This window comes from Roseovarius sp. Pro17 (assembly GCF_035599575.1).
In the GTDB taxonomy this organism is placed as follows: Bacteria; Pseudomonadota; Alphaproteobacteria; order Rhodobacterales; family Rhodobacteraceae; genus Roseovarius.
In genome coordinates this window covers 526,237-551,306 of sequence record NZ_CP141179.1, presented here as the reverse complement: position 1 = coordinate 551,306, position 25,070 = coordinate 526,237, and the positions used below count along the sequence as shown (strand labels likewise).

The 25,070-nt window shown below is 62.4% G+C and carries 24 protein-coding genes; 11 read left to right on the top strand and 13 right to left on the bottom strand.

The window, feature by feature from the left end; all coding sequences use genetic code 11:
- Position 1: 1 nt before the first annotated feature.
- The 3 genes from U3654_RS02695 to U3654_RS02685 form a co-directional block, all read right to left on the bottom strand.
- Complete coding sequence (locus tag U3654_RS02695; protein WP_324753820.1) at positions 2-1,093, bottom strand: microcin C ABC transporter permease YejB; 1,092 nt, start codon at positions 1,091-1,093, stop codon at positions 2-4.
- A gap of 7 nt (positions 1,094-1,100) precedes the next feature.
- Positions 1,101-3,005, bottom strand: coding sequence for an extracellular solute-binding protein (locus tag U3654_RS02690; protein WP_324755209.1), 1,905 nt, complete (start codon positions 3,003-3,005; stop codon positions 1,101-1,103).
- A 250-nt stretch (positions 3,006-3,255) separates the two neighbouring features.
- A complete protein-coding gene (locus tag U3654_RS02685; protein ID WP_324753819.1) occupies positions 3,256-3,780 on the bottom strand; it encodes a cytochrome c family protein in 525 nt (174 codons plus the stop codon).
- A 147-nt stretch (positions 3,781-3,927) separates the two neighbouring features.
- Between U3654_RS02685 and U3654_RS02680 the strand changes: the two genes are divergently transcribed.
- Entirely contained in the window at positions 3,928-4,761 is an 834-nt protein-coding gene (locus U3654_RS02680; protein WP_324753818.1) for a prephenate dehydratase, read from the top strand.
- 256 nt (positions 4,762-5,017) lie between these two features.
- A complete protein-coding gene (locus tag U3654_RS02675) occupies positions 5,018-5,275 on the top strand; it encodes a hypothetical protein (protein WP_324753817.1) in 258 nt (85 codons plus the stop codon).
- A 108-nt stretch (positions 5,276-5,383) separates the two neighbouring features.
- On the opposite strand, the gene U3654_RS02670 is transcribed toward U3654_RS02675, so the two are convergent.
- Positions 5,384-5,851 carry an SRPBCC family protein gene (locus tag U3654_RS02670; protein WP_324753816.1) on the bottom strand — a complete coding sequence of 156 codons (468 nt, stop codon included), beginning with the start codon at positions 5,849-5,851 and terminating at the stop codon, positions 5,384-5,386.
- Between the two features lie 75 nt (positions 5,852-5,926).
- Positions 5,927-6,883 carry an NAD(+) diphosphatase gene (nudC, locus tag U3654_RS02665; protein WP_324753815.1) on the bottom strand — a complete coding sequence of 319 codons (957 nt, stop codon included), beginning with the start codon at positions 6,881-6,883 and terminating at the stop codon, positions 5,927-5,929.
- Positions 6,884-7,098: 215 nt separating this feature from the next.
- On the opposite strand from nudC, the gene U3654_RS02660 reads away from it, so the two are divergent.
- The 3 genes from U3654_RS02660 (at position 7,099) to U3654_RS02650 (ending at position 10,420) form a co-directional block, all read left to right on the top strand.
- Positions 7,099-9,012, top strand: a complete 1,914-nt coding sequence (locus tag U3654_RS02660) for a bifunctional 2',3'-cyclic-nucleotide 2'-phosphodiesterase/3'-nucleotidase (RefSeq protein ID WP_324753814.1) — start codon at positions 7,099-7,101, stop codon at positions 9,010-9,012.
- A 77-nt stretch (positions 9,013-9,089) separates the two neighbouring features.
- Entirely contained in the window at positions 9,090-10,001 is a 912-nt protein-coding gene (locus U3654_RS02655) for an MBL fold metallo-hydrolase (protein WP_324753813.1), read from the top strand.
- A gap of 23 nt (positions 10,002-10,024) precedes the next feature.
- Positions 10,025-10,420, top strand: a complete 396-nt coding sequence (locus tag U3654_RS02650; RefSeq protein ID WP_324753812.1) for a metallopeptidase family protein — start codon at positions 10,025-10,027, stop codon at positions 10,418-10,420.
- A gap of 69 nt (positions 10,421-10,489) precedes the next feature.
- On the opposite strand, the gene U3654_RS02645 is transcribed toward U3654_RS02650, so the two are convergent.
- Positions 10,490-12,154 (bottom strand): NAD+ synthase, encoded by a 1,665-nt coding sequence (locus U3654_RS02645; RefSeq protein ID WP_324753811.1) that lies wholly within the window; start codon positions 12,152-12,154, stop codon positions 10,490-10,492.
- Positions 12,155-12,305: 151 nt separating this feature from the next.
- Between U3654_RS02645 and U3654_RS02640 the strand changes: the two genes are divergently transcribed.
- Positions 12,306-13,856: a 2-isopropylmalate synthase gene (locus U3654_RS02640; protein WP_324753810.1), complete on the top strand. Its 1,551-nt coding sequence runs from the start codon at positions 12,306-12,308 to the stop codon at positions 13,854-13,856.
- Positions 13,857-13,949: 93 nt separating this feature from the next.
- Entirely contained in the window at positions 13,950-14,390 is a 441-nt protein-coding gene (locus U3654_RS02635) for a GFA family protein (RefSeq protein ID WP_324753809.1), read from the top strand.
- 18 nt (positions 14,391-14,408) lie between these two features.
- On the opposite strand, the gene holA is transcribed toward U3654_RS02635, so the two are convergent.
- Genes holA through leuS form a run of 3 tightly spaced genes read right to left on the bottom strand, consistent with a single transcriptional unit; the run spans position 14,409 to position 18,455 of the window.
- Positions 14,409-15,434 (bottom strand): DNA polymerase III subunit delta, encoded by a 1,026-nt coding sequence (holA, locus tag U3654_RS02630; protein WP_324753808.1) that lies wholly within the window; start codon positions 15,432-15,434, stop codon positions 14,409-14,411.
- Positions 15,431-15,922 (bottom strand): LPS assembly lipoprotein LptE, encoded by a 492-nt coding sequence (gene lptE / locus U3654_RS02625; RefSeq protein ID WP_324753807.1) that lies wholly within the window; start codon positions 15,920-15,922, stop codon positions 15,431-15,433. The genes holA and lptE overlap by 4 nt, the downstream gene beginning before the upstream one ends.
- Complete coding sequence (gene leuS / locus U3654_RS02620; protein WP_324753806.1) at positions 15,909-18,455, bottom strand: leucine--tRNA ligase; 2,547 nt, start codon at positions 18,453-18,455, stop codon at positions 15,909-15,911. The genes lptE and leuS overlap by 14 nt, the downstream gene beginning before the upstream one ends.
- Positions 18,456-18,603: 148 nt before the next feature.
- Here leuS and U3654_RS02615 point away from each other — a divergent pair, with 148 nt between their 5' ends.
- Positions 18,604-19,854, top strand: a complete 1,251-nt coding sequence (locus U3654_RS02615; protein ID WP_324753805.1) for a glycosyltransferase — start codon at positions 18,604-18,606, stop codon at positions 19,852-19,854.
- 139 nt (positions 19,855-19,993) lie between these two features.
- On the opposite strand, the gene U3654_RS02610 is transcribed toward U3654_RS02615, so the two are convergent.
- Positions 19,994-20,479, bottom strand: coding sequence for a DUF3576 domain-containing protein (locus U3654_RS02610; RefSeq protein ID WP_324753804.1), 486 nt, complete (start codon positions 20,477-20,479; stop codon positions 19,994-19,996).
- Between the two features lie 157 nt (positions 20,480-20,636).
- On the opposite strand from U3654_RS02610, the gene U3654_RS02605 reads away from it, so the two are divergent.
- Entirely contained in the window at positions 20,637-21,290 is a 654-nt protein-coding gene (locus tag U3654_RS02605; RefSeq protein ID WP_324753803.1) for a YggS family pyridoxal phosphate-dependent enzyme, read from the top strand.
- A 96-nt stretch (positions 21,291-21,386) separates the two neighbouring features.
- On the opposite strand, the gene U3654_RS02600 is transcribed toward U3654_RS02605, so the two are convergent.
- From U3654_RS02600 to U3654_RS02590, 3 genes are all read right to left on the bottom strand, one after another.
- Positions 21,387-21,740, bottom strand: coding sequence for an H-NS histone family protein (locus tag U3654_RS02600; RefSeq protein WP_324753802.1), 354 nt, complete (start codon positions 21,738-21,740; stop codon positions 21,387-21,389).
- Positions 21,741-21,850: 110 nt separating this feature from the next.
- On the bottom strand, positions 21,851-22,351 hold the full coding sequence (locus U3654_RS02595) for a L,D-transpeptidase family protein (RefSeq protein WP_324753801.1): 501 nt from the start codon (positions 22,349-22,351) through the stop codon (positions 21,851-21,853).
- An 11-nt stretch (positions 22,352-22,362) separates the two neighbouring features.
- Positions 22,363-23,388, bottom strand: coding sequence for an FAD-binding oxidoreductase (locus U3654_RS02590; protein WP_324753800.1), 1,026 nt, complete (start codon positions 23,386-23,388; stop codon positions 22,363-22,365).
- Between the two features lie 63 nt (positions 23,389-23,451).
- Here U3654_RS02590 and mnmD point away from each other — a divergent pair, with 63 nt between their 5' ends.
- Together mnmD and U3654_RS02580 are read left to right on the top strand one after the other, a co-directional pair.
- Positions 23,452-24,129, top strand: a complete 678-nt coding sequence (mnmD, locus tag U3654_RS02585) for a tRNA (5-methylaminomethyl-2-thiouridine)(34)-methyltransferase MnmD (protein WP_324753799.1) — start codon at positions 23,452-23,454, stop codon at positions 24,127-24,129.
- Complete coding sequence (locus U3654_RS02580; protein ID WP_324753798.1) at positions 24,126-24,992, top strand: DMT family transporter; 867 nt, start codon at positions 24,126-24,128, stop codon at positions 24,990-24,992. The genes mnmD and U3654_RS02580 overlap by 4 nt, the downstream gene beginning before the upstream one ends.
- Positions 24,993-25,070: the final 78 nt, after the last annotated feature.

Below are 25,070 nucleotides of genomic sequence, written 5' to 3'. Positions count from 1 at the left end.
CCTAGCCCTCCCGCTTTTCAAAGTCGATGCGCGGATCGACCAGCACATACATCAGGTCGCTGAATATATTGACCACCAACCCGATCAGGCCGAACAGAAACAGCGTGCCGAACATCACCGGATAATCGCGCCCCACAGCGGCCTCAAAGCCCAGCCGTCCAAGACCATCCAGCGAAAAGATCGTCTCAATCAGGACCGATCCGCCAAAGAAAATGCCAATGAACACGGTCGGAAACCCCGCGATCACAATCAGCATGGCATTGCGAAACACATGGCCATAAAGCACCTGTCGCTCGCTCAGCCCCTTGGCGCGCGCGGTCATCACGTATTGCTTTTTGACCTCGTCAAGAAAGCTGTTTTTCGTCAGCAGCGTCAGCGTGGCAAAGGCGGCAATCGTGCTGGCCAGCACCGGCAGCGCGATGTGCCAGAGGTAATCCAGCGCCTTGCCGACCAGCGAATACGTCTCAAACTCATCCGACGTTAGGCCGCGCAGCGGGAACAATTTCCAATAACTGCCGCCCGCGAACAGCACGAGCAGCATGATGGCGAACAAAAACGCCGGGATCGCGTAGGCCACGATGATGACGCCGCTGGTCCATGTGTCGAATGCGCTACCGTCGCGTACTGCCTTGGCCACGCCCAGCGGGATCGAGATGAGATAGGCGATCAGTGTCGACCACAGGCCCAGCGAAATCGACACCGGCATTTTCTCCAGAACCAGTTCCGTCACGTCGATCTTGCGAAAATAGCTCTCGCCGAAATCGAAATGCATGTAGTTCCACATCATCAGCGCAAACCGCTCCAGCGGCGGTTTGTCGAGTCCGAACTGCTCTTCCAGTTCGGCGATCATTTCTGGCGGCAGGCCGCGCGCGCCGACATACTTGTCACCCGCTCCGCCCGCGTCCATCGCTGCGCCCGCGTCGCTGCCACCGCCGGCAAAGCTGTCGAACACGTCGCCCTTGCCCTGCATGTTGGCAATCGCCTGCTCGACCGGGCCACCCGGCACGAACTGCACCAGTGCGAAATTGATGATCATTATGCCCAGCAATGTCGGGATGATCAGCAGCAAACGCCGCAGGATATAGGCCCCCATCGCGGCGCTACCTCAGCGCGCCGGCCGACTTCAGCGCGGCGGCCTTTTCAGCGTTGAACCACCAGAAATCCAGCGCGCCCAGCGCATAGGGCGGGATCGTTTCGGGATGCTCGAACATGTCCCAGTAGGCGACCCAATACGCATCGTTATACCAGACGGGGATCATGAACCGCTCGTAGCGCAGCGCACGGTCCAGCGCCATCAGCGCGGCGTTCTGCGTTTCCGGATCGTTGGACTCCAGAGAGGCGTTGATGATTGCGTCCACCATCGGGCTGGCGAGGCCCGCAGGGTTGAATAGGCTGAACGCCGCCTCTTGCGAGCCGAAACGCTGCATCAGCCCTGTGCCGGGTTGCAAAAAGGCATCGTAGTTGTCGAACACCAAATCATAGTCGCGGTCGCGGCTGCGCAGCGTGTATTGCGACGGGTCAATCTTTTCCATCTTGGCATCAATGCCCATGGCCTTGAGGTTATTGATGAAATTCTCGACGACCGCACCGATTGTGGCCGAGCCGGAGGAAGGAATGGGAAATTCGAGGCTCAGAGGCGTGCCATTTGCATTGCGCCTCATCCCGCCCTCGCCCACAGGCCAGCCCGCCTCGTCCAGCAGCTTCATCGCGCGACGTAGATTGCGCCGGTCGGTCAGGCGGCTGGGATCGGATGTATGCGCTGTCACGGCAGGCTCAGTTAGCATGTCGGGCGGGACAATATCACCAAGACTTTTGAGTAATTCCAGTTCGGCGCCTTGGGGCACATCCATGGCCTGCAATGGCGTATCCTGCACAAAGGAATCGCGCTGTTTGAACAGGCCATATTGCAGGCTTTCGTTCGTCCATTCAAAGTTGAACGCCAGCGAGACCGCCTCGCGCACACGTTTGTCCTGCAACGTCTCGCGGCCAAGGTTAAAGACGATCCCAGAGGGCGTGGGGGGCATTCCGTCCGGCAACTCTTCCAGCTTGACCCAGCCCTTTTGCACGGCGGGGAAGTCGTATCCCGTAGCCCATGTCTTGGAGTTTGTTTCCGCGCGGAAGGTATATTCCCCAGCGCTAAAGGCCTGAAACGCGGCGGAATCGTCTGCGAAATATTCGATACGGATGGTATCGAAATTGTGCCGTCCCACATTGATGGGTAGATCGCGCGCCCAATAGTCAGGATTGCGTTTATAGACGATACGCCGGTTCACCTCCGCGCTGTCCATCATGTAAGGCCCCGTTCCGGGCGCGGCATCTAGGCGCGGTTCGTCAAGGCGCGCGCCGGTATCCTCGTACCATTTGCGCGGAAAAACCGGAACCGCGCCAACCTGATCGATCAGCGAGCGGCGCGAAATGCCGTCCGCAAAGGTGAACTTCACCGTGTGATCGTCCAAGGCCTCGGCGCCGATCACGCGGCGCCTGACCGCATCGGCGTAGGATTTCAATCCCTGATCCAGAAACAGGTTATGCGAAAACACAACGTCCTGCGCCGTGACTGGCGTGCCATCGGAAAATGTCGCCTCAGGGCGCATGTGAAAGATGACCCACGTCTTGCCCGCGTCGTATTCGAGGCTTTCGGCCAGTAGGCCGTAGGACTCGCCATAGACGTCTGCGGGCGCACCCTCATTCGTGGCCGGCATTTCGCCCAAGAGGCTCTCGTATACCATCCACGAATAGGCCCCCGCACGGCCCTTGCGCGAATAGGGGTTCATCGAATCGAACGTGCCAGCAGCGTTCAGAGAAATCTCGCCGCCCTTGGGCGCGTCTGGGTTCACATAGTCGAAATGTGCATAATCCTCGGGATATTTCAGCTCACCGAAGTAGCTGTAACCATGACTGCGGATAACCTCGCCTGAATCCTGCGTGACGGCGACTTCGCTCTCAGCCAGTGCCGCATGTGCAGCCAGTGCCGCAATGGCGAGGCCCACAAAACTGGCGCGCATCCATCCCAGCGCCCTGCCATGCGCGAGGGCCTTGGCCAGAGTCGGAGCGTTGGCTATGGCGTTCAGCGATGTCATGGCATCTCTCCCAGATGGTGCACGTCGTCTTGATACAGCGCCGTTGCGCCATGCGCACGCTAAAGGAGGGCGGGCGCGACATTCAAGCCGGTAAAATATGCGGACACGGGCCTGGCACGAAAAAGGGCCGCCGTCCCGGCAGGAACAGCAGCCCTAAAGGCGTGAATTGCGCGGTTTAGCCGCCGAACGTGGCCAGATATGCAATCACATTGGCGCGGTCCTCGACCTTGCTCAGACCGGCAAAGCTCATGGCGGTGCCGGGCGCATAGCCCTGCGGGTTTTTGAGAAAGCCGTCCAGATGCTCGGGCGTCCAGATATCGACGACCTGCTCCAGCGCGCCGGAATAGCCAAAGCCTTCGGCGGTATCAACTTCGCGATCGACCACGCCATAGAGGTAAGGGCCGGTCGAATTATCGCCTTTTTCCAGCTTGTGGCAGGCCTTGCATTTGTTGAACACGCGCTCGCCCTTGCCGGCATCGGCCGAGGCGTAAACCTCGTCAAAGGATGGGCCGCTCTCTTCTGCGCCGCTATCTTCGTCGCCAGCGCCGGTGTCGATCAGATACCCCTGCACCACTTCGCCGTCATGGCCACCTACCCTGGCGGCGTAGACTTCCTCAGCGACGAATTTGCCCAGCAGGAACACCAGAAACGCACCGGCAAAGCCGCCTAGAATTTTGGTGAATGTCATTGTATCGAACATGAGCCTGCTTCCCGTTTGATATCCCTTTGGCCGCGTATCTATCCGCTTCCCCTCCCTCTGCGCAAGGTATAGTTTGCGCGACCAAATGCCCTCCCCCCGGCCCATTTCGCGCCCGGCGGCGGGCCGCACTGCAAGGAACGCGCGACCATGAGCCATAGCATAGCCTTTCAGGGCGAACCGGGGGCATACTCCCATCAGGCCTGCCGCGAGACGTATCCGGATGCCACGCCCCTGCCCTGCCGTACGTTCGAGGACGCGATCGAGGCGGTGCGCAGCGGCACTGCGGACCTCGCCATGCTGCCGGTCGAAAACTCGACCTTCGGGCGGGTCGCGGACATCCACCACCTGCTGCCCGGTAGTGGGTTGCACATCATCGCCGAGGCCTTTGTCCGGGTCGAGATCGCGCTGCTTGCTGTCACAGGCACGCCGCTGGCCAGCGTGAAACGGGCCAAGAGCCACCCGATGCTGCTAGGTCAGTGCCGGGGCTTTCTGGAAACGCACGGTATTTCGCGCCTCACCGGTGCGGACACCGCCGGATCGGCCCGAGAAGTGGCCGAGCTGCGCGATCCAGCCACCGCCGCGCTGGCCAGCGCGCTGGCGGGCGAGATCTATGGCCTCGACGTTCTGGCAAGCGGGATCGAGGACGAGGGCGACAACACCACACGCTTTTTGGTGATGGCGCGCGAACCGGACCTGACGCGGCGTGGAACCGCAGGGATGATGACCAGCTTCGTCTTTGAGGTGCGCAACATTCCCGCCGCTCTTTATAAGGCGATGGGCGGGTTCGCCACTAACGGCGTCAACATGACCAAGCTGGAAAGCTACATGGTAGGTGGATCGTTTTCGGCGACTCAGTTCTACTCGGATGTCGAAGGGCACCCCGAGGACGCAAATGTTGCATTGGCGCTCGAAGAGCTGGATTACTTCACCAGTCAGGTGAACATCCTCGGCGTGTATCCACGCGATCCACGTCGAGACTAGTTAAATTACTGATATTATTTATATTTAAACGCCTGTCGGAATTTCTGGCAGGCGTTTTTTGTTACAGTCCCATCACGCTATTCTCACGCCCGACGTTGCTGAACGTCGCGCCAGCGTGACAGAGGATTAGGCTGATTTCACAGAGTGGCGAGGTGGGTTTTTATTTAAGACCGATAGGTTCACATTAGGTGACATGGCACGGCGATACCGCCCCGCCACACTGCAAATGAACCTCAATTTTGAAAGGACTATTCCAATGACCCGCATTGCCCTCATCGCCCTTCTCGCCGCCACCGCCGCTCCGGCACTGGCCGCAGATTTCACCCCCGCCCAGCCGGACATGATCGCCGCCCGTGACATCGGCGACCGCGCAGACAGCCACAGCATCGGCGCACGCGACATCGGCGACCGCAAGGACTATAAGGTCAGCGAATTGAGCCGCGACGAACGCGGTGGCGTCGCCCAGCCTAAAGCCCGTGATATTGCGGACCGCAAGGACCGCGGCACTGTGTAAGATAACTCAGACTAGCCAGCCCAGAGCGGCAAAACGACAACCGGCGCCGGATTGCATACGGCGCCGGTTGCATGTGGGCATAGCGACAAGGGCTGGCTGAGCGAAAGGTCAGGCGCGGCGCGTATATTTGTCTTCGATATCCTTGGCGTAGGACGCCACGCGCATCTCGAAACGTTTGGACATATTGCCGCGCGCCAGCTTCAGCGATTGCACCAACAGCCGCGCCGACAGGTTCTGCGGCTTCAACTCACCCGACATCGACAGGCGCGTGCGCCCGCGCGACAGCGCCACCAGATCGACAGACAGGTCGCCATTCAGCGATTTTGACGCTGCCTCAAAACACATGGCGCTCGGCGACTCGAAAGTGACCAGCGTCACCTCCATCTCGCGCCGCTTGCCGCGCAGATCAAAGGCCGCGTCCCAGACCATTCCGGCGGCGTGTGGAATGCGGTCGACCTTGCGCTGCACCTCAGCCCCGCGCCTCAGGATCGAGCGTTCGAGTCCGGCAAAATCAGATATCTGAGCAAACACGAAATCAATCGGCGCTTCGATATCTTCGCGTGTCGTGAATATCATGTGGTTCTGCCTGTCCGCTGCCGTCCTTTGCGTGTGCCTCTCCGGCCCGCTGGGATCTTGGGCGGCATTGTCGCCTCAATCCAGCTTGTCCGCAAGCCAGTTGCGCAGTAAAAACTGCGCGATTGCCCCCTCGCGCGCAGGGGCCAGAAACGCATGGCGTCCGGCGAAGGCATCCATCACCTCCTCGCGTGTGACCCAGACGGCATCCTCAATCTCGACCGGGTCTATGGTGATGTCATCGCTCAGCGCGACGCCCCGGCAGCCGATCATCAGCGACGCGGGAAACGGCCAGGGCTGGCTGGCCAGATAGCCGACCTCACCCACCTGCACGTGGGTCTCCTCATGGACTTCGCGGCGCACGGCGGCCTCGATTGTCTCGCCCGGTTCGACAAAACCCGCCAGCAGCGAATACATCCCCTCCGGCCAGCCGGGCGAGCGACCCAGTAGCGTCGAGTTTCCGCGCGTAATCAACATGATGACGACCGGATCTGTACGCGGGAAATGCTGACCGCCACAGGCCGGGCAACTGCGCTGCCATCCCGATTGCACCATATCACTAGCCGCGCCACACCGCGCGCAGAACCCGTGGATGTCGTGCCAGCCAAACAACGCCCGCGCCGCCGTCGCCAGCGCCGCATCCTCGACCGTCAGCAACGTCATGATGCGGCGCAGCTCGGCAAAGACCTGAGTTTCAGGCAGCGCCGCGTGGTGCTGCTCGGACGGGTCCAGAAACGTGTCCAGCGCGCCCGTCTCTTCATCCGGCACCCAATGCGAAATATCATGCGCAAAGATCAGTTGCCCGCCGGCTTCGCGACCCAACAGGACACACCGCGCGCCCTCCAGCACCGGATGATCCAGCCCAAGACGTATAAGAGGTGCCAGCGCGCCCGCCTGCACCAACGGCTTGCCGCGCCACAGCAGGATCGTCTGCGCGCCATGCCCAGCGATGATGGGGGCCAGATCGGTGCCGCGCAGTTCGGCCGCGCGGTCCAGCGTTGCGCCTGCAAACGTCACGGTCTCGGCCAGTTTCACGCGCGCCTCCCAGCTGATTGCGTCGCACCTCAGGTGCCACGATCGCCCAGCCTGCGCAAGCGGCGCATGACATGCCCGCAACACTGTTGAAAATTTAAACGTAATCACCTTAAGGTTGATGGATAAGGGTTTGAGAACCGTAAAAGATGCGCTAGCAGTCAGGCGCCACCCCGCCCAATCTCAGCGGCGCTCTGGCCATAATAGCAGGAGAGCGCATGGCGCCGATATCGTCCCTTCAGGCGCGCGAAACCGCGCCAGTCCCCGCGCACGGCACGACCGCCGGGCTGCGCCTGCTGGGCACGACCGATCTGCACGCGCATCTGATGGCCTACGACTATTATGCCGACGCAGGCGATCAGCCTTACGGGCTGACCCGCATCGCCACGCTGATCCGCGCGGCGCGCACCGAGGTGCGCAATACCTTGCTCTTTGACAATGGCGACGCGCTGCAAGGCACACCCATGGGCGATCTGACCACCGGGCAGGACAATGAATGGCCTGGGGCCAACCCGGTGATTGATGCGATGAACCGGCTGCACTACGACGCAGCAACGCTGGGCAATCACGAGTTCAACTTCGGCCTCAGCTGGCTGGCCCGCACACTGAGGGATGCCGACTTTCCCTTTACTTGCGCCAATATCTCGCCCGTGGAGGGCCGCGCGCCCGCTGGCCTTAGCCTGCCGTCCTACCTGCTGCTGCGCCGCACCATCACATGCGATGCAGGCACGCCACACGCGTTGACCGTCGGCGTGCTGGGACTGGTGCCGCCTCAGATCGTCACTTGGGATCATGCGCATTTGGCTGGGCGGCTGCACGCGCATGACATGGTCGAAACCGCGCGCGCGATGGTCCCCCGAATGCGCGCCGACGGCGCGGATATCGTGCTGCTGCTAGCCCATAGCGGCATCGACAGCGCCCCGCGCGGCCCGATGATGGAGAATGCGGCGCTGGAGTTGGCGGGCATTACTGGCGTCGATGCGATCATGGCGGGCCACAGCCACGACCTGTTCCCCCAGCCGGGCGCGCCTGGCGCGCCGGGCGTCGATCATGGCCGCGGCCTGCTGTCCGGAACGCCAGCCGTGATGGCGGGCGCTGGGGCCGCGCATATCGGCGTGATCGATCTCGCGCTCGAGGCGTGCGACGGGCGCTGGCAGGTGACCGGCCACTCTGCCGAGGCACGGCCGGTCCTGCGACCTGCGAATGGCGGCGTGCCCGCCAGCCCGGCGCCCTGCGACGCCGAACTGGCGCGTGCCCTCGCCCCGGCGCACCAACTAACACTGCGCCACATGCAGCAGCCCATCGGGCAGGCCCGTACACGGCTGCACAGCTACCTCGCGATGGCGCGCTCGGACCCTTCGGTCGCCGCAATGAATGGGGTGCAGACGCGTCTGCTGTCGCGCGCCCTCGCTGGTACCGCGCATGAGGGTCTGCCCGTTCTTTCGGCAACTCCGGCGTTCAAGACGGGCGGCCGCGGCGGTCCGCGCAACTTTACCGACCTGCCCGCCGGTCCGCTGTCGCTGCGCCATGCTGCTGATCTCTATCCGTTTCCCAATCACCTGTGCGGCGTGCTGATCGACGGCGCCGCGCTGCGCGACTGGCTGGAGCGCGCGGCCATCTGCTTTGCCACGATCCATCCCGGCGCGCCCGAAGGGATGCTGCGCGACTACACCATTCCCGGCCACGATTTCGACGTGATCTCGGGGCTGACCTACCGGATCGACCTGACTGAGCCGCCCAGCTACGACCGATATGGCGCACGCATCGGGACATGCGCGGGGCGCATCCGTGATCTGCGCCATGCGGGGCAGACGGTGCAGGATGACGCACGCTTCATCCTCGCTACCAACACATATCGCGCCAATGGTGCCGGAGCCTTTGCACCTACACCTAGCGCGCGGATCGTCCATGTCGCGGACGCATTTCTGCGTGATCAACTGGTGGATGAGATCGCGCAGACCCCCCTTACCGCGCCGCCCGGATACGAAGACGTCTGGCGGTTCGAGCCGATACCCGGCGCGACAGCGATGCTCGATACTGGCCTGGGGTTGGGCGACGGCCTGAATGGGTTGGACGCCGAGGATCTGGGCGTGACGTCCGATGGCTTCCGGCGCCTGCGCCTGCGGCTCTGAAAGCGCCTCACGCGATCGTGAGCATGCGGCGCCACGTGCCGCGCTACCTTTGACGGTGCCCCAACAGGAGAAGTGACATGCCGCATCCTCACATCAGTCGCCGCCATCTGTTAACCGCCGCAGTCGCACTGCCGCTGGCGCATGCCGCTCACGCCGCTGCGCCCATGCTGGGAGCTGATGCGGCGACGCACCGCCGGATCACGTTGGGTGAATTCGAGGTGACGACGCTATTGGCAGGCACGATGGCGCGCGAGGATCCGCACAGCATTTTCGGCCTGAACGTGGATGAGGCCACGTTCCGTCAGGTGGCGCAGGACGCGCTGCTGCCTGCTGACGTGGCGCAGTTCTTTTTCACGCCAACTCTGGTCAATACCGGCGCGGAACTGATCCTCTTTGACACCGGCCTCACCCCCGAGGGCATAATCGACGCGCTCAGCGCGGCAGGCTACAGCGCCGATCAGGTCGATATCGTCGTGCTGACGCATATGCACGGCGATCACATAGGCGGGCTGCGCGGAGAGGATCGCGCGACCTTCCCCAATGCGCGCTACGTCACGGGCGCGACGGAATACGACCACTGGGCCGCCGCCGAAAACGACAACTTCGATGCCAAGATGCGCCCGCTGGCCGAGCAAACGACGATGATCGCCCCAGAGGACACAGTCGCGCCCGGCATCACGGCTGTCGAGGCCTTCGGCCACACTCCCGGCCACATGGGCTATAGGCTAGAAAGTGGCGAAAAATCTCTGCTGATCGCTGCTGATTTCGCCAACCATCCGGTGTTCTCGCTCGAGCACCCGGATTGGGAAGTCAGTTTCGACATGGACAAGCCCGCCGCCGCCGCCACACGGCGCAAGCTGCTGGACATGCTCGCCTCCGAGAGAATGCCCTTCATCGGCTACCATATGCCCTTCCCGGCCATGGGTTACGTCGAGCGGCGCGGTGATGGGTACGGCTATGTCCCCGAAAGCTATCAGTTGCGCCTCTGAACGCGCCGCCCCATATCAGGCGGATGAGCGATGCATCCCCCACCCTCGCGCGGATTGAGCAGATTGCGTCAGATACAGTGGCGGCCCTGCCGCCCGCCTTTGCCGCCGCCGCGCGCGACGTCGTGCTGCGCATCGAGGATCTGCCGGACGCCGCCATGCTGGCCGACCTCGGCATGGACGACCCGCTCGAGCTGACTGGGCTCTACGAGGGCGTGCCGATGACGCACAAATCCGTGTCCTACCCCGAGCCATGGCCGGATACTGTCTGGCTCTTTCGCAAACCGATCCTGGCCGAGCTGGAAACACGCGAAGGCGTTACGTTGGAACAACTGGTCGCGCATGTCACGATCCATGAATTCGCGCACCATTTCGGTTGGTCTGACGACGATATCGCCAGCATCGACCGCTGGTGGGAATAGCAGCCGCTCCTCCCGACCGCGGGCTTTCATTGTTCCAAAAATACTCCCGCGCGGAGCGCTTGAAATCCCTTATCCCGCGCTTTCGTCCCGCCAGCGATTGACGATGGGATAACGTCGGTCCAGCCAAAAGGCATGTTTGCTCAGCCGCGTGCCCGGCGCAGACTGAAAGCGCTTGTATTCGCTGATGTATAACAAATGCTCGACCTTCTTCGCATCAGCCGCGTCAAACCCCGCTTTCACGCAATCCTCGATACTGCCGTCGCCATCGACCAGAATTTCAAGGATGCCGTCCAATACCGGATAATCGGGCAACGAATCGCTATCCTTTTGATCATCGCGCAACTCGGCCGAGGGCGGCTTGTCGATGATGCGCGGCGCGATCATTTCGCCCTCCGGTCCCATCATCCAGGCGCGGTGATTGACGTTGCGCCAACGGCAGATGTCGAAAACGCGCGTCTTGTAGAGATCCTTGATCGGGTTATAGCCGCCCGCCATGTCGCCGTAGATCGTGGCATAGCCCACCGCCACCTCGGACTTGTTGCCGGTGGTCAACAGCATCTCGCCGAACTTGTTACTGAGCGCCATCAGCAACAGGCCGCGCAGGCGCGACTGGATGTTTTCCTCGGTCACGTCCGGTTCGGTCCCCTCAAAGAGCGGCGCCAGCGTGGCGGTGATCGCCGCGCGCCCCTCGGCAATCGGCAGGGTATCATAGCGACAGCCCAGCGCGTCCACGACCGCCTGCGCATCGTCCAGCGAGGCTTGCGACGTGTATTCGGACGGCAGCATCACGCAGCGCACATTCTCCGGACCCAGCGCATCGGCGGCAATCACCGCGACGATGGCCGAATCTATCCCGCCCGACAGACCCAACAGCACCTTTTTGAATCCGGTCTTGCGCATATAGTCGCGCAGGGCCAGCACCATAGCGTGATAATCCTGCTCCAGCGTGTCCGGCAGATGCGCCAGATCGCCCTTTTCGGCGCGCCAGCCCTCCGGCCCGCGCACAAAGTCCACATGCGCCAACCCAGCCTCGAAGACCGGCATCTGCACCGCCAGCGCGCCGCCGGGGTTCAGCACGAAACTGCCACCGTCGAACACCTGATCGTCCTGCCCGCCTACGAGGTTCAGATAGACCAGCGGCAGGCCCGTTTCGATCACCCGGCTGACCATGATCGTCTGGCGGGTGCCCATCTTGCCCCGGTAATATGGCGAACCGTTCGGCACTAGCAGCAGCTCGGCACCCGTTTCGGCCATGGTCTCGGCCACGTCATCGTGCCACGCATCCTCGCAAATAGGGCTGCCGATGCGCAGATTACCCACCGTATAGGGGCCACTGACGGGCGCCGCTCCGTATAGGCGCACCTCGTCGAACACAGTTTCGTTTGGCAGGTGATGCTTCAGCACGCGCGCTGTCACCTTGCCACCCTGAAGCACATAATAGGCGTTGCACAGCTCCGCGCCCTCTAGCGCGGGGCCGCCTATGGCGATGGCAGGTCCATCTGCGCACTGCTCGGCCAGTGCATCGATGGCGGCGATTGCGGCCTGATGAAAGACGGGCTTCATCACCAGATCCTGCGTGTTGTAGCCGGTGATGAACATCTCGGGCAGCGCCACCATATCGGCGCCCGCATCCTTGGCGCTGGCCCAAGCGTCGCGCGCCAACGCGGCGTTGCCCTCCAGATCGCCGACGGTGGCATTCAGCTGTGCGAGGGTCAGGCGAAACCTGTCGGACATGGGCGCTTCCTTCGATTATGTGCCCCCATCTATCAGATCGGCGCGCGGTGGAAAGCCGATTTGAGCGAATCGCGTTGCCCCGATGGGGTCGGTCCACTAACTTTGCGCAAAGGCCGCGCACGAGCGCGGCCAAAGGCATTCGAGGCAGAGCATGGCAACCATCTTGACACGATCGATCGTTTTCGCAGCCTCGTTGGCGCTGGCCGCCAGTGCCACGGCCACCAGCGCAGCGGCGCAGGACGGCGCGATCCAGACCAAGCAATACGACGATGGCGGCGTCTATGAGGGCACGTTCAAGGACGGGCTTCAGCACGGCACCGGCACTTACACCCTGCCCAACGGCTATGAATATACCGGCGACTGGCAAGAAGGCGAGATCAAGGGCAAGGGCACCGCCCGCTTTCCCAACGGATCGGTCTATGAGGGCGAATTCGCGCTGGGCAAGCCGAACGGCGTGGGCATGATCGTCTTTACCGATGGCGGCACCTACGAGGGCGGCTGGGTCAACGGCAAGATCACCGGGCGCGGCGTCGCCGTCTATGCCAACGGCGTGCGCTATGAGGGCGAATTCCTAAACGCCATGCACCACGGGCGCGGCACGATGACCTCACCGGGCGGCTATATTTATGAAGGTGACTGGAGCGAGGGCGTCAAGGACGGCAGCGCAAACATCACCTATCCCGATGGCGCCACCTACGATGGCGAAGTCAGCCGCGGCACGCGCGACGGCACCGGCACACTGACCATGCCCGACGGGCTGATCTATTCCGGCCTCTGGAAGGACGGGCAGATCGACGGCAAGGGCAAGCTGACGCAGCCCGGCGGCGATGTCTATGAGGGCGATCTGGTTGCAGGTCGCCGCGACGGAACAGGCCGCGTCGTCTATGAGGGCGGCGACGTCTATGAGGGCGAATTCGCGGATGACAAGCGCGACGGTCAGGGCACCTTCACCGGCACGGATGGCTATGTATATACGGGCAGTTGGGTGGCCGGTAAAATCTCGGGTAAGGGGCGCGTGACCTATCCCGACGGGTCGGTCTATGAGGGCGATTTTCGCGACGATCTGGCAAATGGCGAGGGTCAGATCACCTATCCCGACGGCGCCACCTACGAGGGCCAATGGACAGATGGCGTGATCGAGGGTCAAGGGCGCGCCACCTATCCCAGCGGGTTGGTCTATGAGGGCATGTTCAAAAATGCGCGCAATCACGGGCGCGGCGTCATGACCTATGCCGACGGCTACCGCTACGAGGGCGACTGGGTAGAGGGCGAGCGCCAAGGCACCGGCACCGCCACCTATCCAGATGGCACGGTCTATACCGGCGGCTTTACTGGCGGTCAGCGCGACGGTCAGGGCAAGATCGAGATGCCCGACGGCTTTACCTATGAGGGCGAATGGAAAGACGGCGAGATCAACGGCAAGGGCATTGCGACCTATGCCAATGGCGACGTCTACGAGGGCCTTTTTGTCGACGGCAAGCGGCAGGGTGCCGGCACCATGCGCTACGCCTCGGGCGAGGAGGACAGCGGCAATTGGCAAAATGGCGCGCTGGGGCTGGAAGAGGGCGCAGTTGCTAACGAACCCGAGAGCGCCACTGAAAGCCCCGAAGATGGAACTGCCCAGCAAGAAACGCCGCCCGAACCACAAACAGACAGCGCACCCGAGGCGCAGCCGGACGAGGCCGTCAACATTAGCGAATAATCGCCCATCCTGAGTTTGCCGCGCCGCACCGTTCCTGCCAAACTTGCCTTCAAACAATATGCGCGGATGACCGCACCAGTGAAGGAGTTGAACATGCACCACACCGGATCTTGCCTGTGCGGCGCCGCCAAGTTTACCGTCACTACGCCAATCGCCGAAACGTACGCCTGCCATTGCGGAATGTGCCGCAAGTGGTCGGGTGGCATTGCTATGGCGGTCGAAGTGCCGCCGGACGGGCTGACCGTGGATGCGGGCGATACCATCAAGACCTATGCTTCGTCCGAGTGGGGCGAGCGAGCGTTTTGCACGGCATGTGGCAGCGGGCTATATTATCGCTTCGTCGCGCCGGGTCCGCAGCACGGCACATTCTACCTAAATTTGGGCGCGCTGGACGATCCGGGTGGCATTCCGCTGACCGGAGAGTTGTTCATCGACGCCAAGCCGGACGGCTATGCGCTGGAAGGCGATCACACCCGCATGACCAGCACCGAGTTCTTTGCAATGGTCGAAGATTCGATGAAGGGCGAGGGCTAAGGCCTATTTGGCAACAAGCTAACGCCCCGCCAGCATCGCCAGCCGGATCAGCGCCCGTTCGACCAGTGCCATCTGCGGTGCGGTCTGATTGGCCGAGCGCAAGGCCAGATCGGTTTCCGTCAACAGGCTCAGCGCTGCCTCCAGATTGGCCGCGCCCCATGCCTGCGCCTGTCGCTGCATCCTGTCGCGGCGCGGGCCAAAGACCGGCGGGCGCATTCGCGAGATGCCTTGCGACACGCCGCCGGGGTCTGATGCGGCAGTGTACAGTGTGCGAAAATGGCGTGATGCGGCAATGCACAGGCCCACGGGTTGCACCCCTTGGGCACGCAGCCGCTTCATGATCGGCCCGATCTCGCCCGAGCGCGCCTCGGCAACGATGTGCAGCACGTCATCCAGATCCGCCTCGACCGAGGCAGGGGCGCAGGCGGTGACATCCTCAGGCGATACGGGGGTGTCGTCGTTCAGTTTATACAGCGACAACTTGTCCACGGTCTGGCGAAAATCACCGGGGTCCAGCGCGCGGCCCAGATCATTCAGATCGCGCAGCGCCTCCTGCCCGATGTTCTTTAGCCCCGATGAGGCCAGCATCGCCTCAATTTCGGCCCGGCTGGGCGGATCGTCGTAGATCGCGGCGGCGTAGGCATTCTTGTGGTTCTCGAAAGCCTTGCGCAGCTTTGACGTCGGCTTTAGCTGGCCCGCCGTCACGATGATTTGCGCGTCACCCTCACGCCAATCCTCGATTGCGGCAAGGATGGGCGCTGCCATCGCCTCGGTCGCATCCTCGACAAAGGCAACGCGCGGGCCGGGAAAGAAACTGGCTGCCTTAACCGCGTCATTAAGGCGCGCAGGGTCCTTGCGCAGTTCTGGCGCTGGCATGCGGGTCACGCGCATTTCCTCATCGCCGGTAGGACCAACAAGGGCCGCGATCACCTCGGCACGGCGCAGCGCGATGCGCATGGCGTCAGCGCCAAAGATCAAGAGGCCGGTGCGCGCAGGGTCGGGCCGCGCAAAGTAGCCGGGCGCATCGCGGGCGGTGAGTTTCATAGGCCTGAGGCAGGCGTAGCCACGACCAGCTGAGTGATAATCTGATTTGCAAGGATGATCATCAGCCGCTCGCGCGCATCACGCTCGGCCGCCTGCGTCGCCACGGTCGATCCGGAGGCGGAATAGCCGGTGAAATTGCTGGCCTTGCCGCTGGTGATAACCGCCAGCGTATCCAGATCGCGCAGCGCAAACGTGGCGTTGCCCAAGAGGTTATAGCGCGCGGTCACGTTGTCTTTTGAAATCGCGACGGATTCCGAGCCGACCGTGATTGAATAGCTAAGACCATAGCGCCCCGGATTGGCGCGCCCCAGCCGCGTTTCCAGCTCACGGGTCAGCAAGTAATCTTCGCGCGTGATGGGCGTGTCGACCAGCACCGCATTTTGCAGCGCGCTGCCAGCGCCGCCCGGCCCATAGACAGGCGTGAACCCGCAAGCCGGAAGAGCGGCGAACAGGCCGAAGCAGAATATGCGCCTACTAAACAACGACATTGACGATCCGTCCGGGGACGACGATGACCTTCTTGGGCTGGGCCCCATCCAGCGCTCGCTGCACAGCATCACTTGCCAGCGCGATTTTTTCAACCTCGTCCTTGGCCATATCCTGCGGCACCTGAATTTCTGTGCGCCGCTTGCCGTTGATCTGGACGGGCAGTGTAATGGTATCGTCGATCATCATCGCAGCATCCGCCACCGGCCACGGCGCGGTCGCGATCAGACCCTCACCGCCCAGCAAGTGCCACAGTTCTTCGGCCAAATGCGGGGTCATGGGCGACATCAGCTGCGCCAGCGTGCGCGCGGCCTCGCGTTTGGCCGCGCTGCCAGCATCGCTTTTCGCCAGCGTGGCGGTAAAGGCATATAGCCGCGCAATCGCTGCGTTAAAGCCAAACGATTCCACCCCGCCGCTGACGTCATGGATCGCCTTGTGCATGTCGCGCAGCAACGCCTCATCTGCCTGCGGCGTGCCATCCTCGGACCCCTCCGCGATCTCGGACACTATGCGCCAGACCCGCGCGAGGTGTTTATGCGCAGCCTCGGCCCCGGCGGCGGTCCATTCGACATCCCGCTCGGGCGGGCTATCGGACAGGACAAACCAGCGGGCGGTGTCGGCGCCGTAAGCGTCGATGATACCAATGGGATCGACGACGTTTTTCTTTGATTTCGACATCTTGGCGGATGGGACGATTTCAACCTGCGTGCCGTCGCTCAGCTTGCCATCGCTCACATCTTCGGGCAGGTGATACACCGGGCGGCCATTCGAACCTGCCGTCTGATAGATCTCATGCGTCACCATCCCTTGGGTGAAGAGCGCATTGAATGGCTCCACAGCAGTTTTCGGCAAATGGCCGGTGATCTGCATCGCACGGGCGAAAAAGCGGCTGTAGAGCAGGTGCAGAATCGCGTGTTCGACCCCGCCGATATACTGATCGACGTTCATCCAATAGTCCGCCGCCGCCAGATCGGTGGGGGTGTCAGCGCGCGGCGCGGTAAAGCGCACGAAATACCACGAGCTGTCGACGAACGTGTCCATCGTGTCCGTCTCGCGTCGGGCCTCGCCACCGCATTTTGGGCAAGCTGTCTGACGCCAGGTCGGATGGCGGTCCAGCGGATTGCCGGGAACATCGAACGTCACGTCATCCGGCAGGCGGATCGGCAGGTTTTCCTTTTTCTCAGGGACAACACCGCAGGCGTCGCAGTGCACGACCGGGATCGGGCATCCCCAATAGCGCTGGCGGCTCAGGCCCCAGTCGCGCAGGCGGAACTTGGTCACGCCGTGTCCGACACCATTGGCCTCGCAAAAGTCGATAGTCGCATCAATGGCATCGGCGCCGGTCTGCCACGTCCCGCCCGCAAAGCTGCTGACGTAGTGGACCGGCTCGGTCTTGGGCGGGACATAAGCCTCGGTCAGGTGCGGGTCTGCATCCTCGGACGGCAGAAAGGCCGGAATGATCGGCAGGCCATATTTGGCAGCAAAGTCGAAATCGCGATGGTCATGCGCAGGCACACCGAAAATCGCGCCGGTGCCGTAATCCATAAGGATGAAATTGGCGACATAAACCGGCAATTCCCAAGACGTATCAAAGGGGTGGCGCACGGTTAGACCGGTATCAAAGCCACGCTTTTCGGCCTTTTCCAGCGCCTCTTCGGTCGTGCCACCCTTGCGGCATTCGGCATTGAACGCGGCCAGATCGGCATTGTCCTTTTCCAACTGCTTGGCCAGTGGATGGTCGGGCGAAATGCCGACAAAGCTCGCGCCCATCAGCGTGTCGGGCCGCGTGGTATAGACCTCGATCCGGTCGAAATTCTCGGGGCCGTCATTCAGGCCAAAGGCGAATTGCAGACCGCGCGATTTGCCGATCCAGTTTTCCTGCATCAGCCGCACCTTGGCGGGCCAGTCGTCCAGCGTATCGAGCGCCTCAAGCAATTCCTCGGCCATGTCGGAAATGGCAAAGAACCACTGCGTCAGTTCGCGCCGCTCGACCTCGGCGCCTGATCGCCAGCCGCGCCCGTTCTCGACCTGCTCGTTCGCCAGCACGGTCATGTCGACCGGATCCCAGTTGACCATAGCGTTCTTGCGATAGACCAGCCCGGCCTCAAGCATGTCGAGGAACATTGCTTGCTGGTGCCGATAGTATTCGGGGTGACAAGTCGCAATTTCACGCGACCAGTCGTGAGAAATGCCCAGCGGTTTCATCTGGGCTTTCATGTCCTCGATGTTTTGGTAGGTCCACTTCGCTGGATGAATGCCTTTTTCGATTGCGGCATTCTCGGCAGCCAAGCCGAAGGCATCCCAACCAAACGGATGCAGCACGTTGTGCCCTGTCGCCAGCTTGTGTCGCGCGATAACGTCGCCCATCGTGTAGTTGCGCACATGACCCATATGAATACGCCCCGAGGGGTAGGGAAACATCTCCAGCACGTAGTATTTGGGCTTCGTGGGATCAGGCTCGGCGCGGAAAATTCCGGCCTCGTCCCAGGCTTTTTGCCAGTTGGCTTCGATTTCGGCGGCGGAATAGCGGGGCATGGCGGCATCTTTCAGGGCAATAGCGTTGGCTGAGGTGATAGGGCGCACGGCGTGCAGCGTCCAGTGGGGCCGCGCAAAAATCCAAGGGTTTGCAGGCGCGCAGGCGCTGCCTATAACCGTCCCAGACGACGTAAGGCAGGCACGCCACATGAAAATCCTCTTTATCCACCAGAATTTTCCCGGCCAGTTCAAGCATCTGGCCCCGGAACTGGCCGCGCGCGGGCATGAATGCACGGCGCTGACGCTAAAGGTGGACAAAGCGGTCACGTGGAAAAACATGCGCATCCTGCCCTATGACCTGCCAAAACGCGCCGCGCAGAGCGTGCATCCCTGGCTGACGGATCTGGATACCAAGGTGACGCGCGGCGAGGCGTGCTGGCGCGCGGCGCGAGCACTGGCGGATGAGGGATATGCGCCCGATCTGATCCTCGCGCATCCCGGCTGGGGCGAATCGATGTTCCTGCGCGATCTGTGGCCCGAGGCGCGCCTGGCGCTCTATTGCGAACTTTATCACGAGGCGGGTTATCCACATCTGGATTTCGACCCTGAATTCCGCGCGCGCGAACCCGAGGTGCAACCGCTGCGCATCCGGATCAAGAACCTCGGCAACCACCTGCATTTCCCGCGCGCCGAGGCCGGGATCAGCCCGACGGCGTTTCAGGCCGATACGTTCCCGCCCGAATTCAGGGATCGCATCACCGTGTGCCATGACGGGATCGACACGACATGGTCGTCCCCCGACCCTACCGTCGCGCTAAAGCTGAAGGGCCATCCCGAATACACCCGCGAGACCGAGATCGTGACCTTCGTCAATCGCAACCTCGAGCCATATCGCGGCTATCATATATTCATGCGCGCTCTACCGGACCTGCTGCGCGCGCGGCCAAATGCACGTGTCATCATCGTCGGCGGAGACGAGGTCAGTTATGGCGGCCCGCCGCCCAAGGGGCAGACATGGAAGCAGATCTATCGTGACGAGGTGGCCGACCAAATCAGCCCCGAGGATTGGCGCCGCGTGCATTTCCTGGCCCGCATCCCGCATGCCGACTTCACGCGCATCCTGCAAATTAGCCGGGTGCATGTCTATCTGACCTATCCGTTCGTGCTGAGCTGGTCGCTGATGGAGGCGATGTCCTGCGGCGCGGCCATCGTCGCCAGCGACACGGCACCGGTGCGCGAAGTGATCACGCATGACCAGACCGGTCGGCTGGTGGATTTCTTTGATCGCGAGGGGCTGGTGCGCGAAGTGTGCGACCTGCTGGACGACGCCGACGCCCGCGCCCGGTTGGGCAAGGCTGCACGCGAGCTAATGGTCCGGAACTATGATCTAAAGCACATCTGCCTGCCAAGACAGCTCGCCTGGGTGGATGAGGTGATGCAGATGCCGCCGGTAGTCTAGCGGCCCACCTTGCACGCCGGGATCTGCCGGGTGGCGCCGCTACAGCTCGGCAATGCGGGCAACGACACGCCCACCGCGCCGCATCAAATGCGTTAGCCTGCGGGCCGACGCTTGCACGACGCGTTAAATGATCGGTTTATCAGTATTTACCAGCCTGAATACGCAACTGCCGGGCGCGCGACAGGATCGCGTCTTCGACGGCGCGGCGGGTTCCGGCATCGACCGGGCCAGCCTGCGTAGATAGCGACACGTTGAGCGAGCGAGCATCCAGTGCCGGATCGCTGATCAGGATCGTCGCGCGATACGCGCGTCCGCCACCCGGTGGCACACCATAACCGGTCGAGATAACACCGGTGAACGGATCGGCAGATTGGATGGGCAGGAAATCAAGCACTTGCAGCGACGCGGTCCAGAGAAAGCGATTGACCTTTACGCCAGCATCCTTGCCGCGAAAGATGTCCAGAATGCTGGTGCCCGAATTGACGCGCTGAGCGCCTTTCGCCTCTTTGCCGCCTTCGACGACGACCGCATTGGGATCGAATTTCGGCGGCTCATCGCCGCAAGCCCCGAGAAACACCAGTGCCGCGAGAGCGCAGCCAGCGCGTTTTACCGAAAGAAGCATCATGTTACCGTCCGAAATTGCCTGACCCTCTAGTAACCAACGCGCGCCGGTGGGGCAAGGTGTTTGCGCGGCACAAAAGACAGCGCGCCCGATGCCGCTTTGCATCCCTGCGACGGGGTGATTAACTGAAGGCCCAATTGCCCCAGTCCGAGAGCCCGTCATGAGCCTGCCCGACATCACCGCCCGCATCGACGCCGCCATCGCCGCCGCAGGGCGCAGCCCCGGCTGTGTGCAGCTGATCGCAGTGTCCAAGGTGCAGCCGAACGACCGCGTCGAGGCGGTTTTAAAGGAAGGCCACCGCATCTTTGGCGAGAACCGAGTGCAGGAGGCCGAGGGCAAATGGCCCGCGTTTCGCGAGGCCTATGAGGGAATCGATTTGCACCTGATCGGCCCATTGCAATCAAACAAGGTCCGCCAGTCATTTGACCTTTTTCAGTGCATCCATTCCGTCGACCGGTCCAAACTGGCCAAGACCATTGCGCGTATCGCGGATGAGGAAGGGCATTGCCCGGACATCTTCCTGCAAGTGAATACGGGCGAGGAAGAGCAAAAGGCCGGCGTCGCGCCAAAGGATGCCGACGCCTTCATCGCCGAATGCCGCGCGCTGGAGTTGCCCGTCAAAGGGCTGATGTGCATCCCGCCTGCGGATGAGGAACCCAGCCTGCATTTTGCACTGCTGGCCAAAATCGCCAAACGCAACGATCTGAGCGGCCTGTCGATGGGCATGAGCAACGATTTTGAGAGTGCAATCGCGCAGGGCGCCACACATATCCGCGTCGGCAGTGCCATTTTTGGTGAACGCGATTACGAGTAAATCGTTCCGGGATAGCGCCTGGATTACTATCCAATGAAAAAGGCGCAGCAGGAAACTGCTACGCCTTTCTCGGAAAGAAAAGTATTCAGCTAGCGCTTAGTCGGCGATGCGCATCGTTTCGATGTCGACGCCTTTATCTTGCGCCGCCTTGATCCAGCGCGGCGGACGGCCTCGACCGCTCCATGTCAGAGCAGGATCGTCCTTGCTGCGGTATTTCGGCGCTGCGGGCGCGCGTGACTTGGGCTTGGGGCTCGTGCCGGTCGGTTTGACCGCGCCGCTCGAGCCCACCAGATCGTCTAGCGAATAGCCAAGTTGCTTGGCCTTTTCCTTGACCGCGCTCAGCGCGTCCTTGCGCTGCCGTTTGTCTCGACCGGCCATTTCCCGGTCCACTTTCTTTTGCAGGGATTTCAATTCCTGCACACTGAGTGACTTCAAATCGAATTTTGCCATAGGTATCCCATTCCTGCGTTTTAATAGGCCTGCGTTTTAATAGGCTTTTACGCAGATAGAACATCTTACGCAAAAGAATACCGACGTATGCAATAGTTTTGCGACAAAGATTACCGATTTAACACGATTAGACGGGTTCCCGGCATAATTTCGCTGGCCAAATCGTGCAAATGGCTGCGTTTCAACGCCACGCAGCCTTCGGTCGGATAGCCGGGGCGGCGCCATTGGTGCATGAAAATGCAAGATCCCGCGCCCGTTACACTATTCGGCCAGTTCCAGTCGGTGACCAGCACCAGATCATATAGCGGATCAGCCCGGCGCAGGGCCTCATGGCTGGGGGCGTAGGGTGCGCGCACCAATTGATTGTAGGAGGGATCGTCACTGGCATCCGACCAAAGATCGCCCGGCAGGATCGGTCGCGCCCACGGGGCGGGGCACGCGATGCGATCGGGGCGGTAGAGTGTCATGACGATGTGGTGCGTGCCGACGGGCGTCGCGCCGTCACCCTCGCGCTTGGCCGCGCTAAGACCGCCGCGCCCGATGGTGCAGGGATAGCGCCGCCCGCGATAGCGCAGGCCGGTCGGAGTCAGAATCATATCATGCGCGCGCATCGAACCCCTCCCTACATCGACGCTTCGGGGCGAAAACTGAGGGGAATGTCGGCCTGCCCCTCCAGCATTAAATCGGCCATGACCTCGCCCACCTTGGGGGCCATGCCAAAGCCGATCTTGAACCCACCATTGGCGATGAACTGGCCGGGATGCAGCGGATGCGCGCCCAGCATAGGGGCGCGGCTGCGCGCACGCGGGCGCAGACCCGCCCAGCGCTGGATCACGCGCGCGCCTTCCAACGCGGGCAGCGCGGTGCGGGCAGCGGCGATGACGGCGTCCAGCTGCGCATCGGTGGCAAGATCGTCAAATTCACGCTCGGTCGTCGACCCTATAGCAGTGGTCCCATCGTCATGCGGCACGATATGCACACCGCCAGCAAAGATCTGCGGATGCTGCGGCATTGCAAAGTCCAGCAGCGCCGCCTGCCCCTTGATTGGCGTGCCAACCTGTCGGTGATGAGCTGCGTTCAGTTCAGCGAGGTCCGCTGAGCCGGTGGCCCAGAGCACCTGCCCCTCGTCCGTGCCCTCGGCAACGATGCGCCCCCCGCGCGCAGTGATCGCGGCGGCCAGCCCCGCGCAAGCCTGCGCAGGATGCACGCGCGCGCTGAGTGTGTCGTGGATGACGAAGCCGCTGGCGGTGCGCGGCGGATGCGCAAAATCGCTGGCCTTGGCAACACCCCACACCGCCTGTCCCTGCCAGAGCGTTTCAGCGCCCTGCCCCCGCGCCTCGGCCAGCCCTGCACCATCCTCTGGCAGAGGTTGCAGTCGTCCGGTGCGCGCGTAACCGGGCGAACGTCCCGAGGCTTCGGCCACGTCACGCCAGAACGCTTCGGCCATCAGGAGGCTGCTTAGCTGGAACGACTTCTTATCGTTCCAGTTTTCCGGCACATGCGGCGCCAGTGCGCCAACGATGCCGCCCGACGCACCGCCGCCCGGCCCCGCGGGGTCGATCACCTGCACACGGGCGCCGCGTTTCAGGCAGGCCCACGCCACCGACAGGCCGAACACCCCTGCCCCCCGCACTGTCACATCGGCCATTGCCATCGCTCTGAACCCGCTCCATGGTCGCGCCATCCGCGCCATCTCATAAAGGACCGCGCCATGCAGGACCAGCATGCAGAGCTGGACTGGCGCCCGGGCGACGTGCCCGTCTCGCGCCGTTTCGAAGACCCCTACTTCAGTCTGGACGATGGGCTGGCAGAGACCGGGCACGTATTTTTGGACGGTAACGATCTGCCCGAACGCTTTTGCGATGGGTTCCGCGTGAGCGAACTGGGATTTGGCACCGGGCTGAACATGCTGGCAACGGCCGAGGCATGGGCCGCCTGTGGCGCGCCCGGCACGCTGCACCTGACATCGTTCGAGGCCTATCCCATCAGCGCAGATGACATGGCGCGCGCTCTGGCGGTTTTCCCTCAGTTCGGCGCGCGCGCGGCGCGTCTGGTGGGCGGCTGGCGCGAGGGGCGGACCCGGATTGATCTGGGGGATGGCGCAAGGCTTGAGGTGATCGTCGGCGACGCACGCCGCACCCTGCCTGAATGGCCTGAACGGGCCGACGCATGGTTCCTCGACGGATTTTCGCCCGCGCGCAATCCCGAGCTGTGGGGGCCTGAGCTGATGGCCGCCGTCGCCGCGCATACCGCGCCGTGTGGAACGGCCTCCAGCTATAGCGCGGCGGGCCATGTGCGCCGCGGGCTGGCGGATGCCGGATTTGACGTTACTCGCGTGCCGGGGCATGGCCGCAAAAGACACATGACACGCGCAAGGATGCCACAATGATCGAACAGAACACCAAGCTCGGCATCTGGCTTATGCTGGCGACGACGCTGGTCTTTGCGGTGCAAGATGGCCTCTCGCGCTATCTGGCGGGCGAATACAACGTCTATATGGTCATCATGATCCGGTTCTGGTTCTTCGGTTTGTTCGTCGTGGTCATATCGGCGCGCAAGGCGGGCGGGCTGCGGGCTGCGGCACGCACTTCGCAGCCTTTGCTGCAAGGGTTTCGCGCGCTGCTGCTGGTGACCGAGATCTGCGTTATAGTCGCCGCGTTCATCGTTCTTGGACTGGTCGAAACGCATGCCGTTTTTGCCTGCTATCCGCTGCTGATCGCCGCCCTTTCGGGCCCCGTTCTGGGCGAGCATGTCGGCTGGCGGCGCTGGACGGCGATTGGCATCGGTTTTGTCGGGGTTCTCATTATCCTGCAGCCTGGCATCTCCGTGTTCGAGCCTGCGGCGATCGTGCCACTGATCGGCGCGCTGATGTTCGCGCTATACGGCCTGCTGACACGCTATGCCGCGCGCCGCGACACGGCGGCGACCAGTTTCTTTTGGACGGGAATCGTGGGCGCGCTGGGCATGACGTCGGTCGGAATCTGGTTCTGGGAGCCGATGGCAAGTCACGACTGGGCGTGGATGTCGCTGCTGTGCCTGACCGGCGTGCTGGGGCATTTTACCCTGATCAAGTGCTACGAGGTGGCCGAGGCCAGCGCGGTGCAGCCTTTTGCCTATCTGCAACTGGTCTTTGTCACCATTATTGGCGTCACCGTATTCGGAGAGACTGTCCGCACGAATGTCGCCATCGGCGTTGTTATCGTGGTTGGGGCGGGCCTCTTTACCCTCTGGCGGCAGCGCAAGTTGGCGTGATCCGGACGCCTCCGGCGGGAGTATTTTCGGAACAATGAAAGAGCGCGTTGATTGCTCAGACCATCAACTGCCCAGTTT